This window comes from Maribacter stanieri (assembly GCF_900112245.1).
GTDB classification, from domain to species: domain Bacteria; phylum Bacteroidota; class Bacteroidia; order Flavobacteriales; family Flavobacteriaceae; genus Maribacter; species Maribacter stanieri.
The window spans coordinates 189,241-214,883 of record NZ_FOYX01000004.1 but is presented as its reverse complement, the minus strand read 5'-3'; the positions used below and the strand labels follow the sequence as shown (position 1 = coordinate 214,883).

Sequence of the window (25,643 nt, the reverse complement as noted above, 5' to 3'; positions counted from 1 at the left end):
GCGCATACAACGGATGCGGCGGATTTAACTTCTGGCGTCTTAGCTGATGCTCGTGTACAAGAATCAAATGTTACACAACATGAAACTGCTTTGACCATCACTGAATCGCAAATCTCGGATTTAGCACATACAGTAGACACCAATACGCAACTATCCGAAGCTGAGGTGGATGCCTTTGTTGCCAATAACAATTACAGTACAGGTGCGCATACAATGGATGCGGCGGATTTAACTTCGGGTTTATTAGCTGATGCAAGAGTTCAAGAATCAAATGTTACACAACATGAAACTGCCTTGACCATCACTGAATCGCAAATCTCTGATTTAGCGCATACGGTCGATACGAACTTAACAGAAGCTGAAGTAGATGCTTTTGTTGCCAATAACAATTATAGTACAGGCGCGCATACAACGGATGCGGCGGATTTAACCATAGGTGTCTTAGCTGATGCTCGTGTTCAAGAATCAAACATAACTCAGCATCAAACTGCTTTAACTATCACTGAATCGCAAATCTCTGATTTAGCACATACAGTCGATACAAACACGCAACTTTCTGAAGCGGAAGTGGATGCTTTTGTTGCCAATAACAATTACAGTACAGGCGCACATACAACTGATGCTGGGGATTTAACTTCAGGTGCCTTAGCTGATGCTCGGGTGCAAGAGTCCAACGTTACCCAACATGAAACTGCATTAACTATTACCGAATCGCAAATCTCGGATTTAGCGCATACGGAGATAATAGCAGGTGCAGGAATTGCAATAACAGGAGATGGTTCTAGCGCATTACCATATAGTATTATAAATAACTTCACTGAAGTTGATGGTAGCATCACCAACGAAACTAACACAGGCTTTTCTACTGTTGATGTAGCTGGTACTGATTACTTAAGAATAACGGATTCTAACGGGGACTTAGATATTCCTCTTTCAGACTTATCACATACAGGAACTACAGGTTCTATATTCTTTGCAGGGGCAGACAATAAGCCATCAGAGAACAACTCTCAATTATTTTGGGACAACAGCAATAATAGATTAGGGATAGGAACTGCTTCTCCTACCCATAAATTACAAGTTAATGGGCAAGTAAGAGCTACGTCATTTGCTAATGCCAATGGCACAGCAGGTTCACCGGCTTATCGTTTTAATGAGGATGGTAATACAGGAATGTATAGAGCAGACACAGACGAACTAGGTTTCTCCACTGCGGGAACTGAAGCCATGAGAATTGATGACTCACAAAATGTAGGTATCGGTGATTTCTCTTCAGGCACGGTGGATGCTAGTTTACATGTTAAAAGTGATACAGGTGTTCCATTAAAAATTGAACCAAGTACATCTACTCCTACTGGTACTAGCGGAGGACAAATGTTTGTTTCTAATGATGACGGAATTCTTTATATATACGACGGCACGAGGTCTAAATGGCTAAGTATAGATAGAACTATGGTAGGTTGGGGTAGAAACAGCAATAATACAAGCAACGAGTATTTACGTCAATTTAATGGAGCTTTATCCAATCAAAATGGCTGGCGCATGGTGAGAAACGGAACAATAACCGCAATATCTGCTCAATCTGACATTGATCAAACATGGACGTTCGAAGTCAGAAAAAATGATGCTACTACCGTAATTGCATCAATAACAATGACCGGTATTCAAGGTAACCACAACAATACGCTTAACGTTGATATTAATGAAGGTGATTTTATTCAGGCATACTGTAATGGTACAAGTGTTGATTATCCAGAAACACTTATAGAAATTGCTTGGAGAAAATAATATCTAAATTAAGTATGAAAAAAATTTCTATTTATCTATTTCTACTAATTACGACAGGTATTTGTTTGGTAACAAATGCTCAAGATGCTGTGCATAACTATGGTAATATTCAAATTCACAATTTGGGTATTGTTGGTTTTCATATGGATGTCATTAACAATGGAGCATTTAATCAAAATAAAGGCTTAGTAGGTTTTTATTCTATGGATAAGGCGCTTACAATTTCTGGTGGCTCTAACCCAGTCTTCTATGACTTTGAGGTTGCCGTAGACAATGACCTTTATGTAGACAATACGGTAGGTGTTTTAAATAATGCCAATCTAATTTCAGGAGATATAATTACTTCTAGAGCTTCATCTGAAGTAAACATCAACTTCTTAAACGACTCTTTTTATATTGGAGAAGGTGATAATACAAAGGTAGACGGTTATGCTGCAATAAGTAAAAAGACTGAATTTACATTTCCAATTGGCCAATATGGCAAATTACGTCCGTTAAGTATAGAATCCATTAGCTCTAACGATTATGCCAAATCTGCATACTATTTCGAAGACCCTAACACCCCAAGTATAGTTGGCACCAGTTTCGACACCAGTTTAAAAGAGAACGAATTTTTATCTGTAAGTGAATATGAATTTTGGCATTTAGAAGGTAGCGTTCCTTCTAAAGTGACATTGACCTGGGACGAAGACAGTAATGCTAATTTTTTCGGTGACTTCATTTCTGATTTAAAAGTTGTTGGTTGGAGCGTAATTGATAAAGTTTGGGTTAGCCTGGGTAACACCAATGTTGAAGGTGATTTTAGTAATGGTTCTATTACTTCCGAAGAATTTATACCTAACGATTATGAAATTTTGACCATTGGGGGCAATTCAGATATATTTGAAGCTTTAGATAATATTACTTTAGATAATTATTATATGACACCTAATGGTGATGGTATAAATGATTATCTCATTATAGAGGGTATAGAAAATTCTCCAAATAATGCCTTGCAAATATTTAATAGGTACGGTAGAATGGTATTCTCATTGAAGAATTATAACAATGAGTTTAATGGTATTTCTAATGTTAATGGTGTAATAGCTAAAAATATAGGTTTACCTTCTGGTATTTACTATTACATAATAACCTTGAACGATTTAAACATTAAACATCAAGGGTATTTATACCTTACTACTTATGAAGAAAATTGATACTAAAATCTTTTAAGTTCAAGATTCACTACTTTTACATTGCATGATTTACCAATTTCAAAAGTTTTTTCATTTTGATCAAGTTTGGCAAATCTTTTGTATTAAATAACACCAATATAGAGTTATGCAGAGAAGAACATTTATCAACAGAAGCAGTTCAGCTGCTTTGGCACTAGCCATTGCCCCAACTTTTTTTATTCAAGAAGATACCGAATATTCCATTTTAGAACTTATGGGAAAAGAGGATATTGAGCTTTATGGAAAAGACATTAATCTTAGAAAAGAAGCTCATGATGCCTTTGTTGAAATGAAAAAAGCAGCATACAAAGATGGCATTGACCTTAAAATAGTTTCAAGCTTTAGAAATTACGATAGGCAAGAAGCAATTTTTGAGCGCAAATTTTTAAAATATACAGATGATGATGGCATGAACCCTACAGATGCTATTGATAAAATAATTGAATATTCTACCATACCAGGTACAAGTAGACATCATTGGGGTACCGATATTGATGTGGTTGATGGTTACAGAAAAGTAGAGGGTGATGTTTTGGTTCCTCATAAGTTTGAAGGGGAAGGCCCTTACGTTGACTTCAAAAAATGGATGGATGAAAATTCCGAAACCTACGGTTTTTACCTAGTATACACAGATGACCCTAAAAGAAGAGGGTTTAAATATGAACCTTGGCATTATAGCTACGCACCATTATCCATACCAATGCTTGAGCAATTTAGAAGCAAGAATATCGCATCAATTCTTATTCGAGAAGATTTTTACGGAGCAGATAATTTTACAATGGGATTTTTAAAATCTTACATTCAAAATAATGTTTTAGATATTAATAGTGACCTATTATAAGCATTTTGTACTTTAGAGCCTGTACTATAACACATTACCATGAGAAGAGGAAGTTGGAAAATTAGAATTTTTATTGGTTTGGCAATTGTTGCCTTCGCATTTATACAAAAATGCAGCAATACTGAAGAGAACCCTTACACAGGGAGATCCCAGCATATTACTATGACTTCTGATCAAGAAATTGCCATTGGCTTACAAAGTGCTCCAGAAATGGCGCAGCAACATGGTGGTCTTTATCCTGATCAACGTTTACAATCTTTTGTTGAATCTGTGGGTAATAAGTTAGTTCAAAATAGTATTGCTAGAGAAACACCATATCAGTATGATTTTCATTTATTGGCAGATGACCAGACCATAAATGCTTTTGCATTACCTGGTGGACAATGCTTTATAACCTATGCTTTATTTTCTCAACTAAACGAAGCTCAATTGGCCGGAGTTTTAGGTCATGAAATTGGTCATGTTATTGGTAGACATTCTGCAGAAAGAATTGCAGATAGTCAAACTTGGCAGACAGCAACCATGGGTGCAACAGTTGGCGCTGGTGATATGGGTAGTATTTTAGGTAGTATTGGTCAGAACACACTTTTAAAAAATGGACGTGGTGATGAATTGGAAAGTGATGAGCTTGGCGTATTGTTCATGATACAATCTGGTTACGATCCTTATGAAATGATTAAAGTAATGGAAATTTTAAAAGCAGCAGGCGGTCCTGATCGTACTCCTGAGTTTCAAAGTACCCACCCTGATCCAGAAAATAGAATAGAAAAAATTAAAGAAGCCATAGACAAGTACAAAAACCAGGGTTAATCGGATTTTTTGTGCACTTTGTCTAGAGCACATACCTTGCTATTTATATTTTTGTAAATTTGAGTAAGTCCCAAGCTTATTTTGCCATTTATGAATTGCCTTTATAGCTATGATTTAATCATAGAAGAACACTATAATGGGAACAATTACACATTTCAAGAATTTATACGTGCAGGCGTTTGAAAACTGTAAACCAGAAATATTGGTTGCAATTTTAAAAGTCTACTCAGTATTTTGTGCCCTAATGATATTTATGGCACTGTATGCTTTTGTCATAAGAGCTGCAAACGGATTTGATTTTTAACGTCTTTTACTCTTTTACCTGAACACTATTTGGAGTAGAATTATGTATTATTTAAAAAAGGGCTCATTGAAATTTCAATGAGCCCTTTTTAATTTAAAAATTTAAATACTAAGAATTTTCATTTATTACACTTAGCACATCTTTTGCATTAGACATTTTAGCATATTCTTTAGCTGTATACCCTTGATCACTTTTAATATTAAGGTTTGCCCCGTTTAGCAATAACACTTTTAATACTTCTGCCTTATTATATCTGGCAGCGTACATTGCAGGTGTAAGTCCTAAAGACTTTTCATTTAATTCTTCCCCTATAGCGATAAGACTTCTAACTTGGTCAATATCCCCTTTCATTACCGCCTTGCACAATGAGCTAATTTCATCATTGACCGAAACAGATATTGATTCGTTTAAATTGATGAGATTACTATTATTTGCATAAACTCCTGTTAATGTAAACACGCTAATGAATAACAAAATTGAAATTGATTTTTTCATAATATTTATATTGTTTTGATTAATAATTTTATTGATTACATAAATTTACATATATAATTATGTTAATATCATGTAATTAAGAAAGAAATAATAAATATTTAACAATTAAAAAATACTAAAAAAAACCTATACCTCAATTTCTTTAAAAATCGGGGCATAGGGTTTAGTTTCTACAAGTAGAAATATTTTAAAATGGACTTAGCTTCCTACTGCTATTTCAATTAATTCAAGAGCCTCTGCCGCATTTGAAAGTTCTGCATAACGTTTAGCCGTATACCCTTGACTACTCTTCATATTCAAATCGGCACCACTAGCTATTAACACCTTTAAAATGTTTGCTTTGTTATAGCGGGCAGCAAACATTGCCGGCGTCATACCCAAAGATTTTTGATTAACGTCTTCACCTAAATCGATTAAACGTTCAACGGTCTCTAAATCTCCTTGTATAACTGCTTTACAAAATGAACTAATATCGACCTTGGAAACAAGTTCTGTATTAAAAGTTAATGTTGAATTTGCGGTTTCAGAAGCCATTACTGTTGACCCCATGGTAAGAGCTACCATTGATAATGTAAGAATTACTTTTTTCATGATGATTGATTTTAATTGATGAGTACAATAGTGTACACTTATAAGACGCCAACTAATCTAAATTGTTTCAATCTTTAACATTGTTATAACTAAACTTTAACAAACAAATCTTCACCCATCATGAAAATATGTTGCGATACACTATCTATATAAAAAAGGTATGTAATCTAGTAGCTTAACTTAATAGAACATAGTATTTTTGTTATCCTAAAACCTTTTGAAAGATGAACAAAAAAGTAATCTTAATGATATTAGATGGTTGGGGTAAATCTCCTGATCCAGCTGTATCTGCCGTAGATAAAGCCAACACTCCTTTTATTGATAGTTTATATACTAAATACGCTAATTCTAACTTACTTACCGATGGTATGAATGTTGGCCTACCTGAAGGTCAGATGGGAAATAGCGAAGTAGGACACATGAATTTAGGGGCTGGTAGAATTGTTTATCAAGATCTAGCAAAAATCAACAAAGCGGTTAAAGAAAACACCTTAAGTTCTGAGCCTGTTTTAAAAACTGCTTTTGAATACGCCAAAAAGAATAATAAGAATGTTCACTTTCTAGGTCTTTTAAGTGATGGTGGGGTGCATAGCCATACCAATCATATTAAAGGATTAATTACCGCTGGTAAAGAATCTGGTGTAGAGAACATGTATTTACATGCCTTTACTGATGGTAGAGACGTAGATCCAAAAAGTGGTAAAGGTTTTTTAGAAGATATTGTACACTTTGGTGCAGATAAAAACACAAAGTTAGCTACTGTAATTGGTAGATATTACGCTATGGATCGTGATAAACGATGGGAGCGCGTTAAAGAAGCATATGATGTCATTGTAAATGCAGTAGGTGAAAAATCTACTGACATTGGTAAAACCATTCAAAAAAGTTACGACAATGATATTACCGATGAGTTTATAAAACCAATTGTAATGACCAGCACAGATGGTACACCAATTGCATCTGTAAAAGAAGATGACGTCGTAATCTTCTTCAATTTTAGAACAGATCGTGGTAGAGAGCTAACTCAAGTACTAAGTCAAGTAGATATGCATGAACAAAATATGCATAAGCTTAACTTATATTATGTTACGCTAACCAACTATGATGAATCTTACAATAATGTACATGTAGTTTACAATAAAGATAATATTATTGAAACTTTAGGCGAGGTCATATCTAATGCCGGCAAAAAGCAAATACGAATTGCCGAAACTGAAAAATACCCTCACGTAACTTTCTTTTTCAATGGCGGAAGAGAAGTTCCTTTTGAAGGTGAGTCACGTATATTATGCCCATCACCAAAAGTTGCCACTTATGATCTGCAACCAGAAATGAGTGCGTATGAAATTAGGGATAAAATTATACCAGAAATTAAAAAGGGTGATGTAGATTTTATTTGCTTGAACTTTGCAAATCCTGATATGGTTGGTCATACAGGTGTAATGGAAGCTGCTATAAAAGCTTGCGAAACAGTTGATAAATGTGCTAACGATGTAATTACTGCAGCCATTGAAAAAGATTACTCAGTAATTGTTATTGCAGATCATGGTAACTGCGAAACAATGGTAAATGAAGATGGTAGCCCAAATACAGCGCATACCACCAACCCAGTTCCGCTAATATTAGTAGATAAAGATATACACCAAATAAAAGATGGTGTCTTAGGAGATATAGCACCCACTATTTTAAAATTAATGGGTATTGAAAAATCTAAATTTATGACCCAGAATTCATTGGTATAAATTTGGGCACAACAGAAAGTATATTAGTATGATAAAATTAAAGACAGCCGAAGAGATTGAATTAATGCGAGAGAGTGCGCTAATTGTTTCTAAAACCTTAGGAATGATTGCTTCAGAGGTAAAACCGGGTGTTACAACACTACACTTAGACACTTTGGCTGAAACTTTTATACGAGATCACGGTGCGGTACCTGGATTTTTGGGATTATATGATTTCCCAAACTCGTTATGTATGAGTCCTAACGCTCAGGTAGTTCATGGTATTCCAAATAACACCCCTTTAGTTGAGGGAGATATCATCTCTATAGATTGTGGGGCATTAAAAAATGATTTTTACGGCGATCACGCTTATACTTTTGAAGTAGGAGAAGTTTCCCCTGAAATTAAAAAGTTATTAGAGGTCACTAAAAAGTCTTTGTATGTTGGTATACGTGAATTTAAGGTAGGAAACCGAGTTGGAGATGTTGGTTATGCTATTCAGAAATTCACAGAAGACCATGGTTATGGTGTAGTACGCGAATTAGTAGGTCATGGTTTAGGTAGAAAAATGCACGAGGGTCCAGAAATGCCTAATTATGGTAGACGCGGTAGAGGTAAAAAATTTGCTGAAGGAATGACTGTTGCTATAGAACCTATGACCAATATGGGTACAAAAAATATTAAGCAACTTAAAGACGGTTGGACAATTCTTACTGCTGATGGTAAACCAAGTGCTCACTTTGAACATGATGTTGCCATTGTTAACGGTAAACCACAACTATTATCAACTTTCAAATATATTTACGAAGCTTTAGGTATTGTGAGCGACGAAGAAGATGAATTTACTGCTTCTACTATTAAAGCTTAGTAAATACAAATGAAGAAAATTTTTAAATTTTTTCTAAACCTTATCCCAAGGCCTGTATTAATATCGCTTAGCTATTTAGTAAAACCTTTTTTTAAAGCTTATTATAAAGGTGATACTTATCAAGATCCTATAGACGGCAATACTTTTCGCAGTTTTTTACCCTACGGGTATGAGAACCCGCGCGATAATGTGCTTTCTCCCTCTACGCTTTCTTTAGAACGCCATCGTTTATTATGGCTATTTCTAAAAGAGGAGACTAATTTTTTCACCGCTCCATTACATGTATTACATTTTGCACCAGAACAAGCGTTTTACAAAAGGTTTAGAAAACTCAAAAACCTAAATTATGTTACGACAGATTTAAATTCGCCTCTAGCAGACGTTAAGGCAGATATCTGCAACCTTCCTTTTGAAGATGACATGTTCGATGTTATTCTTTGCAATCATGTATTAGAGCACATCCCTGATGATACAAAAGCCATGTCTGAATTATATAGAATTTTAAAACCTGGTGGCTGGGGTATCTTTCAAATTCCCCAAGATTTAAATAGAGAAGAAACTTTTGAGGACAATACCATTACGGACAAAATTGAACGTGCTAAAATATTTGGTCAATATGATCATGTTAGAATTTACGGCAGAGACTATTTTAACAAATTAAGAGATATAGGTTTTAAAGTAGAAGAAATAAATTTCACCAAACTAATGAGTCAAGAAGAAATTAATAGATATCGCTTAGCAAATGGCGAGATAATTCCCTTAGTAAAGAAATAGTTATTCAACTACAAACTCTTTAAATCCTTTGGTTAAAAATTCTTGTGTCTCACCCTTTTCATCTACATAAATAATATAGGCTTCTAACCTTTTATTCTCATTGATCAACTTAAAAGCATCACTTAAATCCATAGCCATAAATGCAGTTGCATAAGCATCTGCAGTTGCACAATCATCTGCCAATATGGTTACAGCTAATGTATTAGAAATCTGTGTATATCCCGTCTTAGGATTTACAGTGTGCACATACTTTTTTCCCGTAGTCTCATCAACTCTAAACTTACGATAATTGCCAGAAGAGGCTAATGCCCTATCATTTAAATTAATCAATATTTTAGTAGCTCTTTTTACTTGCATCTCTGGATCATCAATACCAACAACCCAAGATTTATCTTTAATAGTATTTTTCCCTTTAGCTACCAATTCACCACCTACTTCAATTAAATAGTTATTAATACCCTTGGCATCAAGCATTGCCGCAAGCCTATCTATAGAATATCCTTTTGCAATGGCATTGAAATCTAAATAAATATTCGGATTTGTTTTAATTATACGATTGGTATCATCAATTAGAATTTTATCCAAACCAACAAAATTCAACAGACTATCTATCTTAAGGCTATCCATAGATATTTGGCGTTCTGGTCCAAATCCCCATGCATTTACAAGTGTACCTACAGTAGGATCAAAAAAGCCATTTGTCTCCTTATTGATCTCCTTTGAGAGATTGAAAACTTCCCTGAACATTTCATCGACAACAACAGTACTATCTCCCTTATTGATTCTAGAAATATCCGATTCAGGAATATAGGTAGATAGAGAGTGATTAATTACTGCAAATACAGAATCAATTTCTTTTTGTAAATCAATTTTATCCGATGTAATTGAAATAATACTATAAGATGTTCCTAAAGCACCCCCCATATTTTCATTCCGAACACCAACACTGTTACTTTGCTTACATGATTGAAACAATCCTAAAACAACAATAACTACTAAAAAATATTTCTTCATATCTCAACTAAACCATCATAATCAACAATATATTCCTCATCTAAATACACAGGTAAATTATGATCTGTAGCATTTACCAAACCAACACCTGCATAAAAAGTTGTAGCCTCAAATTTTTCTGCGTGTTCTTTCATTTTCTTAAGATCGGACATGAAGAAATCCAAATCCTTGGGATCACCAGGGTATTCAATTGCCTTTACCACAACAAAACGCATCTTCTTATCCTTTGTACAAACAAATTGCGGATTTTTACGTAATTCACTGTTAACGGCTAGAAATTCAAAGCCTTCATCTTCTAATTTCTTCCCAACAATATTCATTGCCAAGTTATGAAGTTCTTGTTCTGTTAATACATGCATATTAAAATACTTTTTATAAAAAAACCGATACATTACATATCGGTTAGTTTTTTTATCAATTCTAAGACTTTAAGTTTATCCACCAAAGTCATCAAAACGTATATGTTCATCAGGGATACCGAAATCTTCACCCATTTTCTGAACTGCTTTGTTCATCAACGGCGGTCCACAAAAATATAATTCAATATCTTCTGGAGACTCATGAAGACTTAAGTAGTTATCTATAACACAATTATGTATAAAACCTACGAAACCATCTCCTGGTGCATCAATATTTTCTTTTACCTTCCAATTATCTTCTTCTTGTGGTTCAGATAATGCTAAGTAAAATTTGAAATTCGGGAACTCTTCTTCCAATTTGTAAAAATGATCTAAATAGAATAATTCTCTTTTAGAACGACCACCGTACCAATAAGTAACTTTTCTTTTAGTCTTTAATGTTTTGAATAGGTGATATAAATGAGAACGCATTGGCGCCATACCTGCACCACCACCTACATATAACATTTCAGAATCTGACTCATTTATGAAGAATTCACCGTAAGGTCCAGAAATAGTACAATCGTCACCTGGTTTCAAATTAAAAATATAAGATGAAGCCACACCTGGGTTCACATCCATCCATCCATTCTTTGATCGATCCCATGGCGGAGTAGCAATACGTACATTCAACATAATTTCTCTACCTTCTGCAGGAAAAGATGCCATTGAATATGCTCTTTCAACCGTTTCTGGATTCTTCATTACCAAAGGCCAAAGGTTGAACTTATCCCACTCTGCTTGAAATTTATCAGGAGTTTCATGCTCTTCTGGGTGCGCTGTTATATCAATATCTGCATATTTTACTTCGCACTCAGGAATCTCAATTTGAATATAACCACCTGCTTTGTAGCCCATATCTTCTGGAATTTCAACTACAAATTCTTTAATAAAAGATGCTACGTTATAATTACGAACAACTTTCGCAGGCCATTTTTTAATACCAAATACCTCTTCTGGAATGGTGATTTCCATGTCTTGCTTCACTTTAACCTGACAAGCTAAACGTGCACCATGGTTCAATTCTTTCTTAGAAAAGTGTGGTGTTTCGGTAGGTAAAGCTTCGCCTCCACCAGAAAGTACATGACACTCACATTGAATGCATGTTCCACCACCACCACAGGCAGATGGTAAAAATACTTTTTGATTACCTAAGGTTGATAACAAAGATCCACCAGAAGCTACTTCAATTTTCTTCTCTCCGTTAATAGTAATGGTAACAGGACCAGATGGAGAAAGTTTTTGTTTAGTAAACAGAAGTAATGCCACTAACACCATTAAAAGTATTAGAAATGCGACAACGGTTATTACTATAGTTCCGCCAGTACTTGCAGCTAAAATCATGTTTATTTATTTACGTCGTTATAAGAAATAACTTTTTCGTCAATTTCTTTGTTCTCTTCTACTACTATCTCTTCTTCTGAAGGTGCTATTACCTCTGGTTGTAAAACTTGGTTAACTTGCTCGTTAGCCTCTTCTGCATCATCACCGCCACCGGTTAACATACCTCCAAAACTTTGAAAGCCAATACCCATTAAACCAGTAATAATAAATGTAATACCCAAACCTCTTAAGGGAGCAGGAACATTACTATATCTAATTTTCTCACGTATAGCAGCAATTGCTAAAATTGCCAAGAACCAGCCAATACCAGAACTAACACCATAATTGAATGCTAAACCTAATGTTTCAATTTCTCTAGCTTGCATGAATAAAGAACCACCAAGAATTGCACAGTTAACCGCAATCAACGGTAAGAATATACCCAATGAGTTATATAAAGAAGGTGAGAATTTCTCAACTACAATCTCTACCAATTGTACCATTGTAGCAATGGTCGCAATAAATAGAATAAATGATAAAAAGCTAAGGTTGTAATCGGCATACTCTGGACCTAACCAAACTAAGGCACCGTCTTGCAATAAATATTTATCTAACAACCAATTCATTGGTACAGTAACCGCCAATACGAATATAACAGCAGCACCTAAACCAACTGCAGTAGCCACTTTTTTGGATACCGCTAAATAAGAACACATCCCCAAGAACACGGCAAATACCATGTTATCGATAAAGATGGACTTAAAAAATAATTCTACATGTTCTAACATAATTTCTACTTAAATGTCTTGTTAATTCTCTTCTACAAGTGCTGGGTTTCTTGAGCGTTGCACCCAAATTATAATACCTACAACTATTAATGCTGCTGGCGGTATAATCATAAAACCATTATTTTCATATCCCGTAGCATATAAACCAGTTTTCATAATTGGATCACCCAAAACCGGATATCCAAAAAGTGTACCTGAACCTAAAAGTTCTCTAAAGAACCCTACGATAACCAAAATAACCCCATAACCTAAAGAGTTTCCAATTCCGTCCAAAAATGAACGCCATGGTCCGTTCGCCAAAGCAAATGCTTCAAAACGACCCATTATTATACAGTTAGTAATAATTAGACCAACGAATACTGCTAGGGTCTTACTTAATTCGTAAGCGTAAGCTTTAAGCACTTGATCTACAATAATTACCAACGTTGCCACAACGATAAGCTGAACAATAATTCTAATTTTTGAAGGGATGATGTTTCTCATTAATGAGATTACCACGTTACCCGCACCTAAAACGAACATTACAGATATTGCCATCACCAATGATGCCTTTAATTCTGCCGTAATAGCTAACGCAGAACAAATACCTAAAACCTGAATGGTAATAGGGTTGTTATCGGCTAACGGATCCGTAATAAGATTTGTATCTTTTTTTGATAGTAGTGCCATATTACTTTGCTCTAATTGTTTCTAAATAAGGTTTATATAATTTAACAGTTTCTCTTATCATAGCAGAAACACCGTTACCTGTAATCGTAGCTCCCGCTAAGGCATCTACTTCATTATCATCTTTAGTATTATTTAAAGGATCATTGTTACCCTTTGCTACATCTATACCTGCGTATTGTGTACCATTTAAAATAGTCTCCCCTTTAAAATCGTCCATAAAATAACGCATTTTAATGTTGGCACCTAAACCAGGTGTTTCCCCTTTATGGTCAAAATACACACCTTGAACCGTCATTGTATCGTCTAAAGCAATGAAACCCCAAATGGCATCCCATAGTCCTTTACCATACATAGGAATGATATAAAACTTCTTACCATCTTTTTCTCCTATAAAAACTGGTAATTTGTAATCTTCACCTTTTTTGATATTAGCTAGTTGCTTTTTTAAATCAATTAAATAAGCCTCATTATCCTCGGTAATCTTGTCACCTTGAATTACCAATTGTTCTTTAATATAACTTGCAAACTCATCTTCTACTACATCTGTAGGAATAAAATTTACACTACCGGCATCATCGCCATTTTCATTAACACCCATTGCGTAAAGAATGTTTTGTTGTTTTTCAAAACGTTCGTTCTCCTTAATATTAGGACGCAATGCTGAGGCCAAGAATGCTAGTATTGAACCAACTACCACAACCATAACAGCAGCAAATACTACTGTATAAACGTTACTATCTGTTTTATTAGCCATAATTAAACTGTTTCAGCTTTAAGTTCTTCTGCCTTACCATCTGAATCTTTTGGATAGATAGTGGCATTTTTTAATCTGTTCATTCTTCTCTTAATATTACCCCTTACAACATAATGATCAATTGTTGGTGCAAATACATTCATCAAAAGGATAGCCAAGAAAACACCTTCTGGATACGCAGGGTTAAATACACGTATCATTACAGATATAAAACCTATAAAGAAACCATAGTACCATTTACCCTTATTTGTCTGAGAACCTGTAACCGGATCTGTTGCCATATATACAATACCAAAAGCAAGACCACCTACGATTAAATGTTTCCAGAAATCGAAACTCATCAATCCGTAAAACTTACTTGATTCGCCAACCCATCCAAAATCAACTACTTGATTGAATATTAAGCCCATTACCAATGAACCGATAACAGCACTCAACATTATTCTCCAGCTAGCAATCTTTGTAAAAATCAAAAACAAACCTCCCAATAGAATTAGAAAAGCAGAAGTTTCACCTAATGAACCCGGAATAAAACCAAAGAACATATCTGAAACTGAATAAGTCATTTCAGCACCTTTGTTCTGTGCCAAGTAACCTAATATTGTTTCACCTGAAATTGCATCTACATTCGCACCTGCCAAAATTTCTTCTGAACGCTCACGTGCACCATAAACCCATACTTTATCACCACTCATCCAAGTTGGATAAGCAAAGAACAAAAAGGCTCTAATTGTTAATGCAGGATTAAGGATATTCATTCCCGTTCCTCCAAAAACTTCTTTACCGATAACAACACCGAATACTACAGCTACCGCCAACATCCATAATGGTGTATCAATAGGAACTATTAATGGCACCAACATACCGGTAACCAAATATCCTTCTTCTACTTCGTGACCTTTTATAACAGCAAAAATAAATTCTACTATAAGACCAACCCCGTAAGAAACAACAACTAATGGCAATACCTTAATAATACCGATCCAAAAGTTATCCCATGTAAGGAAATCGTTCATTAAAGAAAAATCTGCCGGAAAACCATTTATAGCAGAAAAATGCTGATAACCCGCATTGAACATAGAGAATATTAACACTGGCATCAGTGCCATTATTACCGTATTCATGGTACGTTTTAAATCATCCGCAGATTTTACATGTGTACCACCTGCATGTGTGGTTTCATCTGGAGAAAACAAAAAAGTATGAAAGGCATTAAAGGCAGGAGCCATTTTCTTACCCTGATACTTTAGTTTAAGTTCGTGTAATTTACTTTTTAAACTCATTTCTTATCCTATTTCTTTTTGCAATAAATCTAACCCCTCGCGAATAATCTTCTGGTGCGGTTGTTTAGAAATACATATAAACTCAGTTAACGAAAAATCTTCTGGAGCTACTTCATACAAACCTAATTGCTCCATTTCATCCAAATCTTTTACCATACAAGCTTTTAAAAGTTGCATTGGAAAAATATCCATCGGAAAAACTTTTTCATATTGTCCCGTTACTACGAAAGCTCTATGCTCTCCGTTAGTATTGGTATCTAAATCATATTTTTTATTAGGCTGCATCCAAGAGAACGTTAACGCTCTAGTAGCAGAGATTTTATCGAAAACCGGTTTATTCCAACCAAACAATTCATAATCATCTCCTTCTGGAATAACCGTAACCGTATTATTATAGAAACCTAAGAAACCATCTGGCTTACTTTTAGAACCTGTAAGAACATCACCGTTTATAACCCTAAAGTTTTCTTCATTTACTCCACTAGCATATAAAAAGGTAGAAATCTCAGCCCCTATTTTCGTAGTGTAGTATTTAGGCGCTTTAACAGAAGACCCCGCAAGAGCAATAACACGCTCGGCATTGAATTTTCCTGTCATCAAATACTCACCTATGATAATTAAATCTTGAGGAGTTACCGTCCAAACTAATTCACCCTTATTTATAGGATCTATTTTATTTATTTGAGTTCCTACCAAACCTGCTGGATGAGGACCTGAAACGTTATGTAACTCAATACCTTTCATAGAAGAAAGAGGTGAACTTGCTGAACCAACAGAAACATGAACCTTTCCTGGCGTTAATTTGCCCAATGCAGTAATTGCCGTTTGCAATTCTTTTTCTTTACCCTGTAATACGTAATTCAAATCTGCCTGTAACGGCCCGCTTGAATAACCAGAGATAAATATAGACTTAGGAGTTGTATCAGGATTAGCCACTACATCATAAGGTCTTTGCTTAATAAATGGCCAACAGCCACTTTTTAGCAAAGTTGCCTTCAGCTCTTCCTTAGACGCCTTCTCTACATCTAAAGCTGCACCTGAAAATGCCTCTTGTGTTTTATCTGCTAATATCTTTAAAGTCAAAATACGTCTTCTATCCCCTCTTTCAATCTCAATAAGCTCACCACTTACTGGAGAAACAAAAAGCATGCTTTCCATGTTTTTGTTATAGAACAAAGGCTCTCCCGCTTTCACTTCGGCGCCTTGCTTTACGATCATTTTAGGAGTAATTCCGTGAAAATCACTTAATTGTATAGCATAAACATTACTTAAAACAGCTTTAGAAGTAGTCTGTTCTGCGGCGCCCACAAGATTAATGTTAAGCCCTTTTTTAATTCGAATGTCTTTTGACATGTGCGTATAGACCTTTAGGTTATCAAAATTTGAGCAAATTTAAGTACAAAAACTTCGTTTTCATAATTATTGTCCCATAATTTAGACATTAGAACGAGCTATATTTTTTAGGCATCGTTTTTGTTTACCTTTACTTAAAAAATACGGGGTACAATGCGCATTTTCTTCAAACATTTTATTTGTCTATTATTTTTGCAAAATTTAGTTGCCCAGGTTCAAGTAGAAGTAAATCCACCAAATAACATAAAGTCCATCATCTTTAAAGGACCTACAGAAGACCAATTTCCTGTTATTAAAATCGGGGAACCTATTTATCTAGAATTCGATGACCTTTTGGCCAATGAGCAAGACTATTACTATAAGGTTGTTCATTGCGATTATGATTGGACCCCCTCTACATTATTAAAATCACAATATCTAGATGGTGTAGACAACCAACGAATTACAGATTACGAGAATAGTTACAGCACATTACAATCCTACTCTAATTACCAACTAACCATACCTAATGATAATGTTAGGTTAAAAGTTAGTGGCAACTACCTTTTAGAAATTTACAATAGTGATGATGATCTACAGTTTTCAAGAAGGTTTGTAGTTTACAAAGACATTGTTTCCGTTTCTACTTCAGTAAAACGTTCTAGGGACTTTAATTTTATCAATGAAAAGCAGGTGGTTCAATTTAGCATCACCTCCGGATCATTAAGGTTGATTAACCCCAAAAAGGAAGTAAAAGTCGCCATACTGCAAAATCATTATTGGGGTACTGCCATTACCAATATAGCACCGCAGTACACTATGGGTAGCGAACTAGTTTATAAATACGATCAAGAAACGGCTTTTTATGGTGGTAACGAATATTTGCTTTTTGACACAAGCGACCTAAGAGCGCCAAGTTCACAGATCTCAAGTATAGACCTTACCGACCTTTATAATCATTATTTATTTTCCGACGGATTTAGAAATGACAAAGCCTACACCTATTTTCCTGATATTAACGGTGATTTTGTCATAAGAACTCTACAAGGAGATAACGCTTCTAGAGAAGCGGAATACACCAATGTTTATTTTAGTCTTCCATATACCGAGTTTATAGCTCTTGACGATGTTTACATTTTTGGCAAATTCAACAACTACGCTCTTACCGATGAAAATAAGATGGTGTACAATGAAAAAACCGGTATGCTAGAAGCTACATTAAAAATGAAACAAGGTTTCTACAATTATAAATACGCTTTAAAAAGTGGAGAAAAAACTAAGCTGAACGAGGTAGACGGAAATTTTCATTTTACCGAAAACAACTATTTGGTACTGGTATATTACAGAAATTTTGGAGACATGTACGATAGTATAATAGGTATTGGCTCTGCCAACTCTAGAAATATCACCAACTAGCTGTATATTCGCGTTTTTCATTGATTCATGGAAAACAAACCAACTATTCAACCATCAGGAAGATTTAAACTGCGATATAGAGGCGTAAATTGCCTTAATTGTGGGCACCCATTAGAATTAAGTGATAAATACTGCCCCAATTGCTCGCAAGCCAACAGCACCAAAAAACTCACTTTAGTTGATTTTTTTGAAGAATTTCTCGCCAATTACCTTTCTTACGATTCTAAGTTATGGCGTACACTTGCCGCCCTGCTCTTAAGACCAGGTAAAATTACCAATGAATATATCTCTGGCAAACGACTTTCATACACCAACCCCTTTCGTTTTCTATTAAGTCTAGCCATAATTTACTTTTTAATAATAAGTTTCAATAGTGAATTTGAATCTTTCAATAAATTTGGCTCAGGAAACAATAGCCCTATTTTTAATCTTGACACAGAATTGAATAAGCTTGAATTTGACAGCGAGCAAGAAAAACAAATAGCTCTTGCCCAATTAGATTCCCTAAAAATTAAAAGGTTTATTACCAATGGAATAAGCCAAAGAGATTCTACCCTATTATCTAACCCAGAATTATATTTCCAAAAAATAGATTCAGGCGGAATAGCCGAAAGATTCGCTGAAAAAATTCAATTTTTTAGCACCGTTATAAAACACGATACCATAAATTATTTTGAACAGGGCGTCACTAAATTCAATTTACCGAAAGCAAAGGAAAATGAAATGGCATTTAACTTAGCTAATAGTTTATCGGATATTGAAAGAAGACCGGGTTCATTTTTAAATTCTCTGATCTCAAAACTTCCAATTACCACATTTTTCTTTCTTCCGTTCTTTTCTTTCTTCATTTGGATGGTCTATATCAGAAAAAAATATACTTATACCGATCATTTAATCTTTAGTTTCCACAATCAATCATTATTATTTATCTTGCTCATTGTTAGCAATTTGATTAACGCTTTGTTCAATATTGGTAGTGAAGGATTATTTATTTTAATATTCGCAATCTACCTTTATAAAGCAATGCGAAATTTCTATCAGCAAGGAAGAGTTAAAACTGTTATAAAGTATTTTCTCCTAAATACAATATTTTTTATCTTAGGGGGTATTGCGATAACAATATTAATCGCTGCAAGCGTATTTACATATTAAATATGATGATAACACAGGTCACTAAAGGCATTAAAATATCGGTTCAGACAACTTTTGAAGGCACGTTCTTTAAAAATTACAAAATGCATTATGCATTTGGGTATACTATTACCATTGAGAATCAAAGTAAAGATGCTGTTCAGTTAACCTCTCGTCATTGGAAAATATATGATTCTTTAAATGATATGGAAACCTTAGATGGTGAAGGTGTTATAGGCACAAAACCTGTAATTCAACCTGGGGATTCTCACACCTATAATTCTGGCTGTCTTCTAACATCACCTATAGGTGCTATGAAAGGTCATTATAATATGGTAATCATAAATAACGCCGAAAAATTCAGGGTCTACATTCCTACTTTTAAATTTAGTGCACCTTTTGCCCTAAACTAAATCCTTTTACCTTTTTTATAGTTTTTAGTCCAACACCCTTTTAGTACCTTTGGTCAACTTTTTAATTTAAAAATTTTGACAATGGGTAAAGGATTTTTTCAAGTTCCTACAGCATTTAACGAACCAATTAAAAGCTACGCTCCTGGATCTCCAGAGAGGGAAGCGGTTTTGGAACAATACAAAGCATATTTCAACGATACGGTTGATGTACCAATGTACATTGGATCAGAAGAGGTACGTACAGGCAATACTAAGCCTATGTCACCACCGCACGACCACAAGCATATTGTAGGTACTTATCATACCGCGGAGAAAAAGCATGTGCAGTCTGCAATAGATAACTGTTTAACTTCAAGAGATGCTTGGGCCAACCTAACTTGGGAACAACGAGCGGCTATTTTCCTTAAAGCGGCAGAGTTAATTGCAGGCCCTTACCGAGCAAAAATTAACGCAGCGACCATGATTGCGCAATCTAAAAATATTCACCAGGCAGAAATAGATGCTGCGTGTGAATTGATTGACTTTTTACGTTTTAACGTAGAATATATGTCTCAAATTTATGAGCAACAACCAGATTCTGCAGAAGGAATATGGAACAGAGTCGAATATAGACCATTAGAAGGTTTTGTTTACGCAATTACCCCATTCAACTTTACCGCTATTGCAGGTAACCTACCTGCAAGTGCCGCCATGATGGGTAATGTAGTTGTATGGAAACCTAGTGATAGTCAAATATTCTCTGCAAAAGTAATCGTAGATATCTTTAAAGAAGCTGGTTTACCTGACGGAGTTATTAATGTTGTTTATGGTGACCCAGTAATGATTACCGAAACGGTATTGGCTAGCCCTGATTTTGCTGGTATACATTTTACAGGTTCTACGCACGTATTCAAAGAACTTTGGAAACAAATAGGAAATAACATTCATACCTACAAAACCTATCCAAAAATTGTTGGTGAAACTGGCGGTAAAGATTTTATTCTTGCACACCCAACGGCTAACCCAAAACAAGTGGCCACAGCTATTTCTAGAGGGGCATTTGAATTTCAAGGTCAAAAATGCAGTGCTGCATCAAGAGTATATTTACCGAAATCTACTTCAAAAGAGATTTTAGAATATGTTAAAGCTGATATTGCATCATTTAACAAACCAGGTTCTCCTGAGGATATGAGCAATTTTATAACCGCCGTAATTCACGAAGGTTCTTTTGATAAATTGGCAAAATACATCACCCAAGCAAAAGAAGACAAGAATGCAGAAGTTTACGCAGGTGGTTCTTTTGACAAGTCTAAAGGTTATTTCATTGAACCTACAGTTATCTTAACTACAGACCCTAAATACACAACTATGGAAACTGAATTATTCGGTCCTGTTGTAACTATTTATGTTTATGATGACAAAGAATGGAGCGAAACATTAAAATTAATTGATGGCACGTCTGAATACGCACTTACAGGTGCTGTTCTTTCACAAGATAGATACGCTATTGATGAAGCTACTAAAGCCCTGCAAAATTGCGCAGGTAATTTCTATATCAATGACAAACCTACTGGCGCTGTTGTTGGACAACAACCATTTGGCGGAGCAAGAGCTTCTGGAACAAATGACAAAGCTGGTTCCGCACAAAACCTTTTACGCTGGGTATCTCCAAGATTAATTAAGGAGACATTTGTTACTCCAGTTGATTACAGGTATCCATTTTTAGGATAAAACATTTAAGAAGGCCGAATTCATATTCGGCCTTTTTTATTGACTGTACTCAATAATTATAGTACATTACTCTAATAAATTTTGATTTTCACTCAACTTAAAACCTTAACTATGAAAAAGTTACTAGTAATTACATTCTTATTTGTTGGATGTTTTTCTTATGCACAAGAAGAATTAACACAAAACACAATTAAAGCAGTTTTAACAGGTAATCAAGCCCAAGTAATACAACTTGCCGAAGCATTCCCAGAGGACAAATATGACTGGAGACCTGCTGAAGGCATCAGTTCTGTTGGCGAAGCTCTTTTGCATGTAGCAGGCGGAAATTATTTTCTTGCCTCTAAACTAGGCTTTGCGCCACCTGAAGATGTAGATGTAATGAATTTGGGTAAAATCACAGGAAAAGAAAACATCATTGCCGCTCTTAAAAAATCTAACGATTTTGTACTTGAAAACATTACCAAAGTAGAAGATGGTAGTTTAAACGAAGAAGTCGATTTCGGGTTTATGAAATCTAATAAACTAGGTGGTTTATTAGCCATTATGGAACATAACGGCGAACATAAAGGTCAACTTATTGCCTACGCAAGAACAAACGGTGTTGTACCACCATGGAGTAAATAAAAACCGAATTCATATTAAAAACGCCCAATAACTATTAAGCAGTTATTGGGCGTTTTTTTATTATTTCAAAATAAGAGCCGATGTTACAAACAATATCAATGTAAATTTAACGTTAATAAATTGTAAACTAATAAAGAATTTCCGAAATTCATAGTTCATTCAAAATCAACTTCTTATGAAAAATTCAAAAACAAGTACTCAATTAAGCAGTTTTTATATGTTAACCTGGAATTCTATTAAACTATTTGTACAGAAATACAGAAGAGCTTATTACCAAGCATTTAGCATCTAAATTCAACTTAATTAGGAGATTTCTCTAGCCTTTGTATTTCAAGGGTAGGTAGACCATTTTCTTTGTTTCAAAAAAGTCCTCTTTAAAGTAATCGGTCAACTCAAAGATTTCCGCTGTTCTATAGTCTTTCAATTCATCTTTTAAATCTCCACCTTTTAGATAAAGTATTCCATTTCTTATGGAATGTGCTGACTCCTTTTTGATTTTACCCTTAATCCAGTGCACGAATGTAGGCATAGCAGCCACTGCCCTACTTACGATAAAATCGAACTGTCCTGGTATTTCTTCAACTCTTGCATTAATAGTGGTTACGTTAGTGATTCCCAACCCCTCTACAACTTCATTAACTACTTTTATTTTTTTACCGATGGAATCAACTAAAGTAAAGTGTACTTCAGGAAAAAAAATAGCTAAAGGAATTCCTGGAAAACCACCACCCGTACCTACATCAAGCACAGTTGAACCATCTTTAAACGCTATGAATTTAGCTATTCCAAGCGAGTGTAAAACGTGTCTTAAATAAAGCTCATCTATATCTTTTCTTGAAACTACATTAATCTTTTGGTTCCAATCTTTATATAGTTCCTCTAATTTTATGAAGTTTTGTTTCTGATCTTCAGATAAATTGGGAAAATTTTCAAATATGATTTCAGCTGTCATCCGTATATTTGTAAAGTAGATATTATTAGTATATTCACTATTGCAAAGATTTAGCTTTTAATTAAGCTATCAAACTATTATACATTCAATTACATCATATTAAGTAAAAGATTACCGAATTATGGAACAAAATAGCATTCGCTTTCCAAGAACAGATTCTGCAAAGTTTTTTAAAACTTTAAATAGCAGAGTTAACGATTACTTTAAAACCAATAAATTAAAAAAGACAGGAAATTGGAAACTACACCTTAAGACAGTGGTTATGTTCGCTCTTTTTCTTGCTCCTTATTTTTTGATTTTAACTTTAGGTCTGCCTAATTGGGCAAATGTATTATTAACCATTGTTATGGGTATCGGTATGGCCGGTGTTGGTATGAACGTTATGCACGATGGTAACCACGGGGCTTATTCTAACAAAAAATGGGTAAACAAACTAATGGGAAGCAGTATATACATTCTTGCTGGTAACGTTTACAATTGGCAAGTACAGCACAATGTACTACACCATACATACACTAACATACATGAACATGATGAGGATATGGAAGCAGGTAGAATTTTACGTTTCTCTAAACATGCAGAATGGAAAAAACACCATAGGTTTCAACATTTCTACTCCGTACTTCTTTATGGGTTGCTAACTTTTAATTGGGCAATTACTACAGATTTTCAACAAATGTATCGCTACATGAAACGTAAATTATCTTACGGTAAATTACCTAGCGCGAGATTGAACTGGAGTACACTTATCGTTACCAAGTTATTATATATTACTATTTGGATCGTACTACCAATGTTAATTTTAGATATTGCTTGGTGGAAAATTTTAATCGGATTCTTTTTAATGCATTATGTAGCTGGCGTAATATTAAGTGTTGTTTTTCAACTAGCACATATTGTTGATGACGCAGACACACCTTTACCAGATGAATCTGGAACAATGAAAAATACTTGGGCTATTCACCAACTTTTTACTACCGTTAATTTTGGTACAAAAAATAAAATCGTAAACTGGTTTACTGGTGGATTAAATCACCAAGTGGAGCATCATATATTTCCTAACATTAGCCATGTACATTACACAAATATTTCTAAAATTGTGAAACAAACAGCACAGGAATTTAATTTACCATATCACGAGTATAAAACTACTAGAAAAGCTATAATTTCGCACTTTAAACATTTAAAAGAATTAGGCAAAGAGCCTACATTACAATACTAGAAATCAATAGCACCCATGAGCAATCAACTTTCGGACAGAATAAACAGTGTTACACCGTCAGCTACTTTGGAAATGGCCGCTAAGGCCCGTGAATTAAGAGCACAAGGAAAAGATATTATAGGTTTAAGCTTAGGCGAACCTGATTTTAATACTCCAGATTACATTAAGGAGGCTGCAATTCAGGCTATAAAAGACGATTACAATGCATACACTCCTGTAGATGGTTATGTAGACCTTAAAAAGGCTATAATCACTAAATTCAAGAGAGATAACAATTTAAGTTATGAGCCTGCACAAATTGTTGTTTCAACTGGAGCAAAACAATCTTTATACAACGTTGCCCAAGTAATATTAAACCCAGGTGATGAAGTTATTTTACCTTGTCCTTACTGGGTAAGTTATAGTGACATAGTTAAACTAGCAGATGGCGTACCAGTAGAAGTGCCTACTAAATTAGAGGATGATTTTAAAATGACTCCCCAACAATTAGAAGCTGCCATTACACCTAAAACTAGAATGCTATGGTATAGTTCGCCATGCAACCCTAGTGGATCAATTTACAGTAAAGAAGAGTTACGTGCTCTTGCCGACGTTCTAAAAAATCACCCTCAAATTATTGTAGTGAGTGATGAAATTTACGAGCATATTAATTACGGCGTAACGAAGCATGCTTCTATGGCTGAATTTGAAGATATGTTTGATCGTACAGTTACCGTAAACGGTGTTGCAAAAGCATTTGCTATGACCGGGTGGCGTATAGGTTACATTGGCGCACCAGCTTACATAGCGCGTGCAACTAATAAATTACAAGGTCAAGTAACGAGTGGTGCGAATTGTATTGCTCAACGAGCCGTTATTACTGCTTTAGAAGAATCTCCAGATCGTATCAAATATATGGTTGATGAATTTAAAGAAAGACGTAAGCTTATTTTAGGTTTATTAAATGAGATTGAAGGGTTTAAATGTAACGAACCTGAAGGTGCATTTTATGTATACCCAGATGTTACCGCATATTTCGGTAAAACTTTGAACGGTACAAAAATTAATAATGCTTCAGACTTTTCTATGTATATCTTAGAAGCTGCCAATGTTGCTACCGTAACCGGTGATGCTTTTGGTAATGGTAATTGTATACGTATTTCTTACGCCGCATCGGTTAAGGAAATTAAAGAAGCTATTTCAAGAATAAAAGAGGCGCTGAAATAAAC

General features: G+C 34.8%; 26 protein-coding genes. 15 read left to right on the top strand and 11 right to left on the bottom strand.

The window, feature by feature from the left end; all coding sequences use genetic code 11:
• The 5 genes from BM296_RS19495 to BM296_RS19490 all read left to right on the top strand — a co-directional run.
• Positions 1-1,788 (top strand): hypothetical protein (locus BM296_RS19495; RefSeq protein WP_218157900.1); only part of this gene is annotated, 1,788 nt, incomplete at its 5' end.
• 14 nt (positions 1,789-1,802) lie between these two features.
• The gene (locus tag BM296_RS17930) at positions 1,803-2,984 is read left to right on the top strand and encodes a T9SS type B sorting domain-containing protein (protein ID WP_091905285.1); all 1,182 of its coding nucleotides are present in this window, start codon (positions 1,803-1,805) and stop codon (positions 2,982-2,984) included.
• 124 nt (positions 2,985-3,108) lie between these two features.
• Positions 3,109-3,843 carry a M15 family metallopeptidase gene (locus tag BM296_RS17925; RefSeq protein ID WP_027067948.1) on the top strand — a complete coding sequence of 245 codons (735 nt, stop codon included), beginning with the start codon at positions 3,109-3,111 and terminating at the stop codon, positions 3,841-3,843.
• A gap of 39 nt (positions 3,844-3,882) precedes the next feature.
• Complete coding sequence (locus tag BM296_RS17920) at positions 3,883-4,653, top strand: M48 family metalloprotease (RefSeq protein ID WP_027067949.1); 771 nt, start codon at positions 3,883-3,885, stop codon at positions 4,651-4,653.
• A gap of 136 nt (positions 4,654-4,789) precedes the next feature.
• Positions 4,790-4,957 carry a DUF6747 family protein gene (locus BM296_RS19490; protein WP_177214976.1) on the top strand — a complete coding sequence of 56 codons (168 nt, stop codon included), beginning with the start codon at positions 4,790-4,792 and terminating at the stop codon, positions 4,955-4,957.
• Positions 4,958-5,065: 108 nt separating this feature from the next.
• Here the strand turns inward: BM296_RS19490 and BM296_RS17915 are convergent, their stop codons facing one another.
• Together BM296_RS17915 and BM296_RS17910 are read right to left on the bottom strand one after the other, a co-directional pair.
• Complete coding sequence (locus BM296_RS17915) at positions 5,066-5,452, bottom strand: ankyrin repeat domain-containing protein (RefSeq protein ID WP_027067950.1); 387 nt, start codon at positions 5,450-5,452, stop codon at positions 5,066-5,068.
• Positions 5,453-5,650: 198 nt separating this feature from the next.
• The gene (locus BM296_RS17910) at positions 5,651-6,043 is read right to left on the bottom strand and encodes an ankyrin repeat domain-containing protein (RefSeq protein WP_091905282.1); all 393 of its coding nucleotides are present in this window, start codon (positions 6,041-6,043) and stop codon (positions 5,651-5,653) included.
• Positions 6,044-6,267: 224 nt separating this feature from the next.
• Here BM296_RS17910 and gpmI point away from each other — a divergent pair, with 224 nt between their 5' ends.
• From gpmI to BM296_RS17895, 3 genes are read left to right on the top strand one after another with little or no spacing between them, the layout of a single operon-like run.
• Positions 6,268-7,785 carry a 2,3-bisphosphoglycerate-independent phosphoglycerate mutase gene (gene gpmI / locus BM296_RS17905; RefSeq protein ID WP_027067952.1) on the top strand — a complete coding sequence of 506 codons (1,518 nt, stop codon included), beginning with the start codon at positions 6,268-6,270 and terminating at the stop codon, positions 7,783-7,785.
• 28 nt (positions 7,786-7,813) lie between these two features.
• Positions 7,814-8,632, top strand: coding sequence for a type I methionyl aminopeptidase (gene map, locus BM296_RS17900; protein ID WP_027067953.1), 819 nt, complete (start codon positions 7,814-7,816; stop codon positions 8,630-8,632).
• 9 nt (positions 8,633-8,641) lie between these two features.
• Positions 8,642-9,406 carry a class I SAM-dependent methyltransferase gene (locus BM296_RS17895; RefSeq protein ID WP_091905279.1) on the top strand — a complete coding sequence of 255 codons (765 nt, stop codon included), beginning with the start codon at positions 8,642-8,644 and terminating at the stop codon, positions 9,404-9,406.
• Here BM296_RS17895 and BM296_RS17890 read toward each other — a convergent pair whose 3' ends face one another.
• The 8 genes from BM296_RS17890 to BM296_RS17855 form a co-directional block, all read right to left on the bottom strand.
• Positions 9,407-10,420, bottom strand: coding sequence for an FAD:protein FMN transferase (locus tag BM296_RS17890; RefSeq protein ID WP_091905277.1), 1,014 nt, complete (start codon positions 10,418-10,420; stop codon positions 9,407-9,409).
• Positions 10,417-10,779: a DUF8840 domain-containing protein gene (locus tag BM296_RS17885; protein ID WP_091905274.1), complete on the bottom strand. Its 363-nt coding sequence runs from the start codon at positions 10,777-10,779 to the stop codon at positions 10,417-10,419. Before BM296_RS17885 ends, BM296_RS17890 begins: the two co-directional genes overlap by 4 nt.
• A 75-nt stretch (positions 10,780-10,854) precedes the next feature.
• Positions 10,855-12,162 (bottom strand): NADH:ubiquinone reductase (Na(+)-transporting) subunit F, encoded by a 1,308-nt coding sequence (gene nqrF, locus BM296_RS17880; RefSeq protein WP_091905271.1) that lies wholly within the window; start codon positions 12,160-12,162, stop codon positions 10,855-10,857.
• A 2-nt stretch (positions 12,163-12,164) separates the two neighbouring features.
• Positions 12,165-12,929, bottom strand: a complete 765-nt coding sequence (gene nqrE / locus BM296_RS17875) for an NADH:ubiquinone reductase (Na(+)-transporting) subunit E (RefSeq protein WP_091905270.1) — start codon at positions 12,927-12,929, stop codon at positions 12,165-12,167.
• 21 nt (positions 12,930-12,950) lie between these two features.
• Complete coding sequence (locus BM296_RS17870) at positions 12,951-13,598, bottom strand: NADH:ubiquinone reductase (Na(+)-transporting) subunit D (RefSeq protein WP_091905267.1); 648 nt, start codon at positions 13,596-13,598, stop codon at positions 12,951-12,953.
• A 1-nt stretch (position 13,599) separates the two neighbouring features.
• The gene (locus BM296_RS17865; RefSeq protein WP_091905264.1) at positions 13,600-14,352 is read right to left on the bottom strand and encodes a Na(+)-translocating NADH-quinone reductase subunit C; all 753 of its coding nucleotides are present in this window, start codon (positions 14,350-14,352) and stop codon (positions 13,600-13,602) included.
• A gap of 2 nt (positions 14,353-14,354) precedes the next feature.
• Positions 14,355-15,635: an NADH:ubiquinone reductase (Na(+)-transporting) subunit B gene (locus tag BM296_RS17860; RefSeq protein ID WP_091905262.1), complete on the bottom strand. Its 1,281-nt coding sequence runs from the start codon at positions 15,633-15,635 to the stop codon at positions 14,355-14,357.
• 3 nt (positions 15,636-15,638) lie between these two features.
• Positions 15,639-16,988: a Na(+)-translocating NADH-quinone reductase subunit A gene (locus BM296_RS17855; protein WP_091905259.1), complete on the bottom strand. Its 1,350-nt coding sequence runs from the start codon at positions 16,986-16,988 to the stop codon at positions 15,639-15,641.
• Between the two features lie 153 nt (positions 16,989-17,141).
• Between BM296_RS17855 and BM296_RS17850 the strand changes: the two genes are divergently transcribed.
• From BM296_RS17850 to BM296_RS17830, 5 genes are all read left to right on the top strand, one after another.
• On the top strand, positions 17,142-18,383 hold the full coding sequence (locus BM296_RS17850; protein WP_091905255.1) for a type IX secretion system plug protein: 1,242 nt from the start codon (positions 17,142-17,144) through the stop codon (positions 18,381-18,383).
• 27 nt (positions 18,384-18,410) lie between these two features.
• Positions 18,411-19,535, top strand: coding sequence for a DUF3667 domain-containing protein (locus tag BM296_RS17845; RefSeq protein WP_091905253.1), 1,125 nt, complete (start codon positions 18,411-18,413; stop codon positions 19,533-19,535).
• 5 nt (positions 19,536-19,540) lie between these two features.
• Positions 19,541-19,927 carry a Co2+/Mg2+ efflux facilitator ApaG/CorD gene (apaG, locus tag BM296_RS17840; protein WP_027067965.1) on the top strand — a complete coding sequence of 129 codons (387 nt, stop codon included), beginning with the start codon at positions 19,541-19,543 and terminating at the stop codon, positions 19,925-19,927.
• Positions 19,928-20,008: 81 nt separating this feature from the next.
• Positions 20,009-21,637, top strand: coding sequence for an L-glutamate gamma-semialdehyde dehydrogenase (gene pruA / locus BM296_RS17835; protein ID WP_091905250.1), 1,629 nt, complete (start codon positions 20,009-20,011; stop codon positions 21,635-21,637).
• Between the two features lie 111 nt (positions 21,638-21,748).
• Entirely contained in the window at positions 21,749-22,261 is a 513-nt protein-coding gene (locus BM296_RS17830; RefSeq protein WP_027067967.1) for a DinB family protein, read from the top strand.
• A 316-nt stretch (positions 22,262-22,577) separates the two neighbouring features.
• On the opposite strand, the gene rsmG is transcribed toward BM296_RS17830, so the two are convergent.
• Complete coding sequence (rsmG, locus tag BM296_RS17825; protein ID WP_091905247.1) at positions 22,578-23,213, bottom strand: 16S rRNA (guanine(527)-N(7))-methyltransferase RsmG; 636 nt, start codon at positions 23,211-23,213, stop codon at positions 22,578-22,580.
• A 121-nt stretch (positions 23,214-23,334) separates the two neighbouring features.
• On the opposite strand from rsmG, the gene BM296_RS17820 reads away from it, so the two are divergent.
• Both BM296_RS17820 and BM296_RS17815 read left to right on the top strand, forming a co-directional pair.
• Positions 23,335-24,435: a fatty acid desaturase family protein gene (locus BM296_RS17820; protein WP_027067969.1), complete on the top strand. Its 1,101-nt coding sequence runs from the start codon at positions 23,335-23,337 to the stop codon at positions 24,433-24,435.
• Between the two features lie 15 nt (positions 24,436-24,450).
• Positions 24,451-25,641 carry a pyridoxal phosphate-dependent aminotransferase gene (locus tag BM296_RS17815; RefSeq protein WP_091905244.1) on the top strand — a complete coding sequence of 397 codons (1,191 nt, stop codon included), beginning with the start codon at positions 24,451-24,453 and terminating at the stop codon, positions 25,639-25,641.
• Positions 25,642-25,643: the final 2 nt, after the last annotated feature.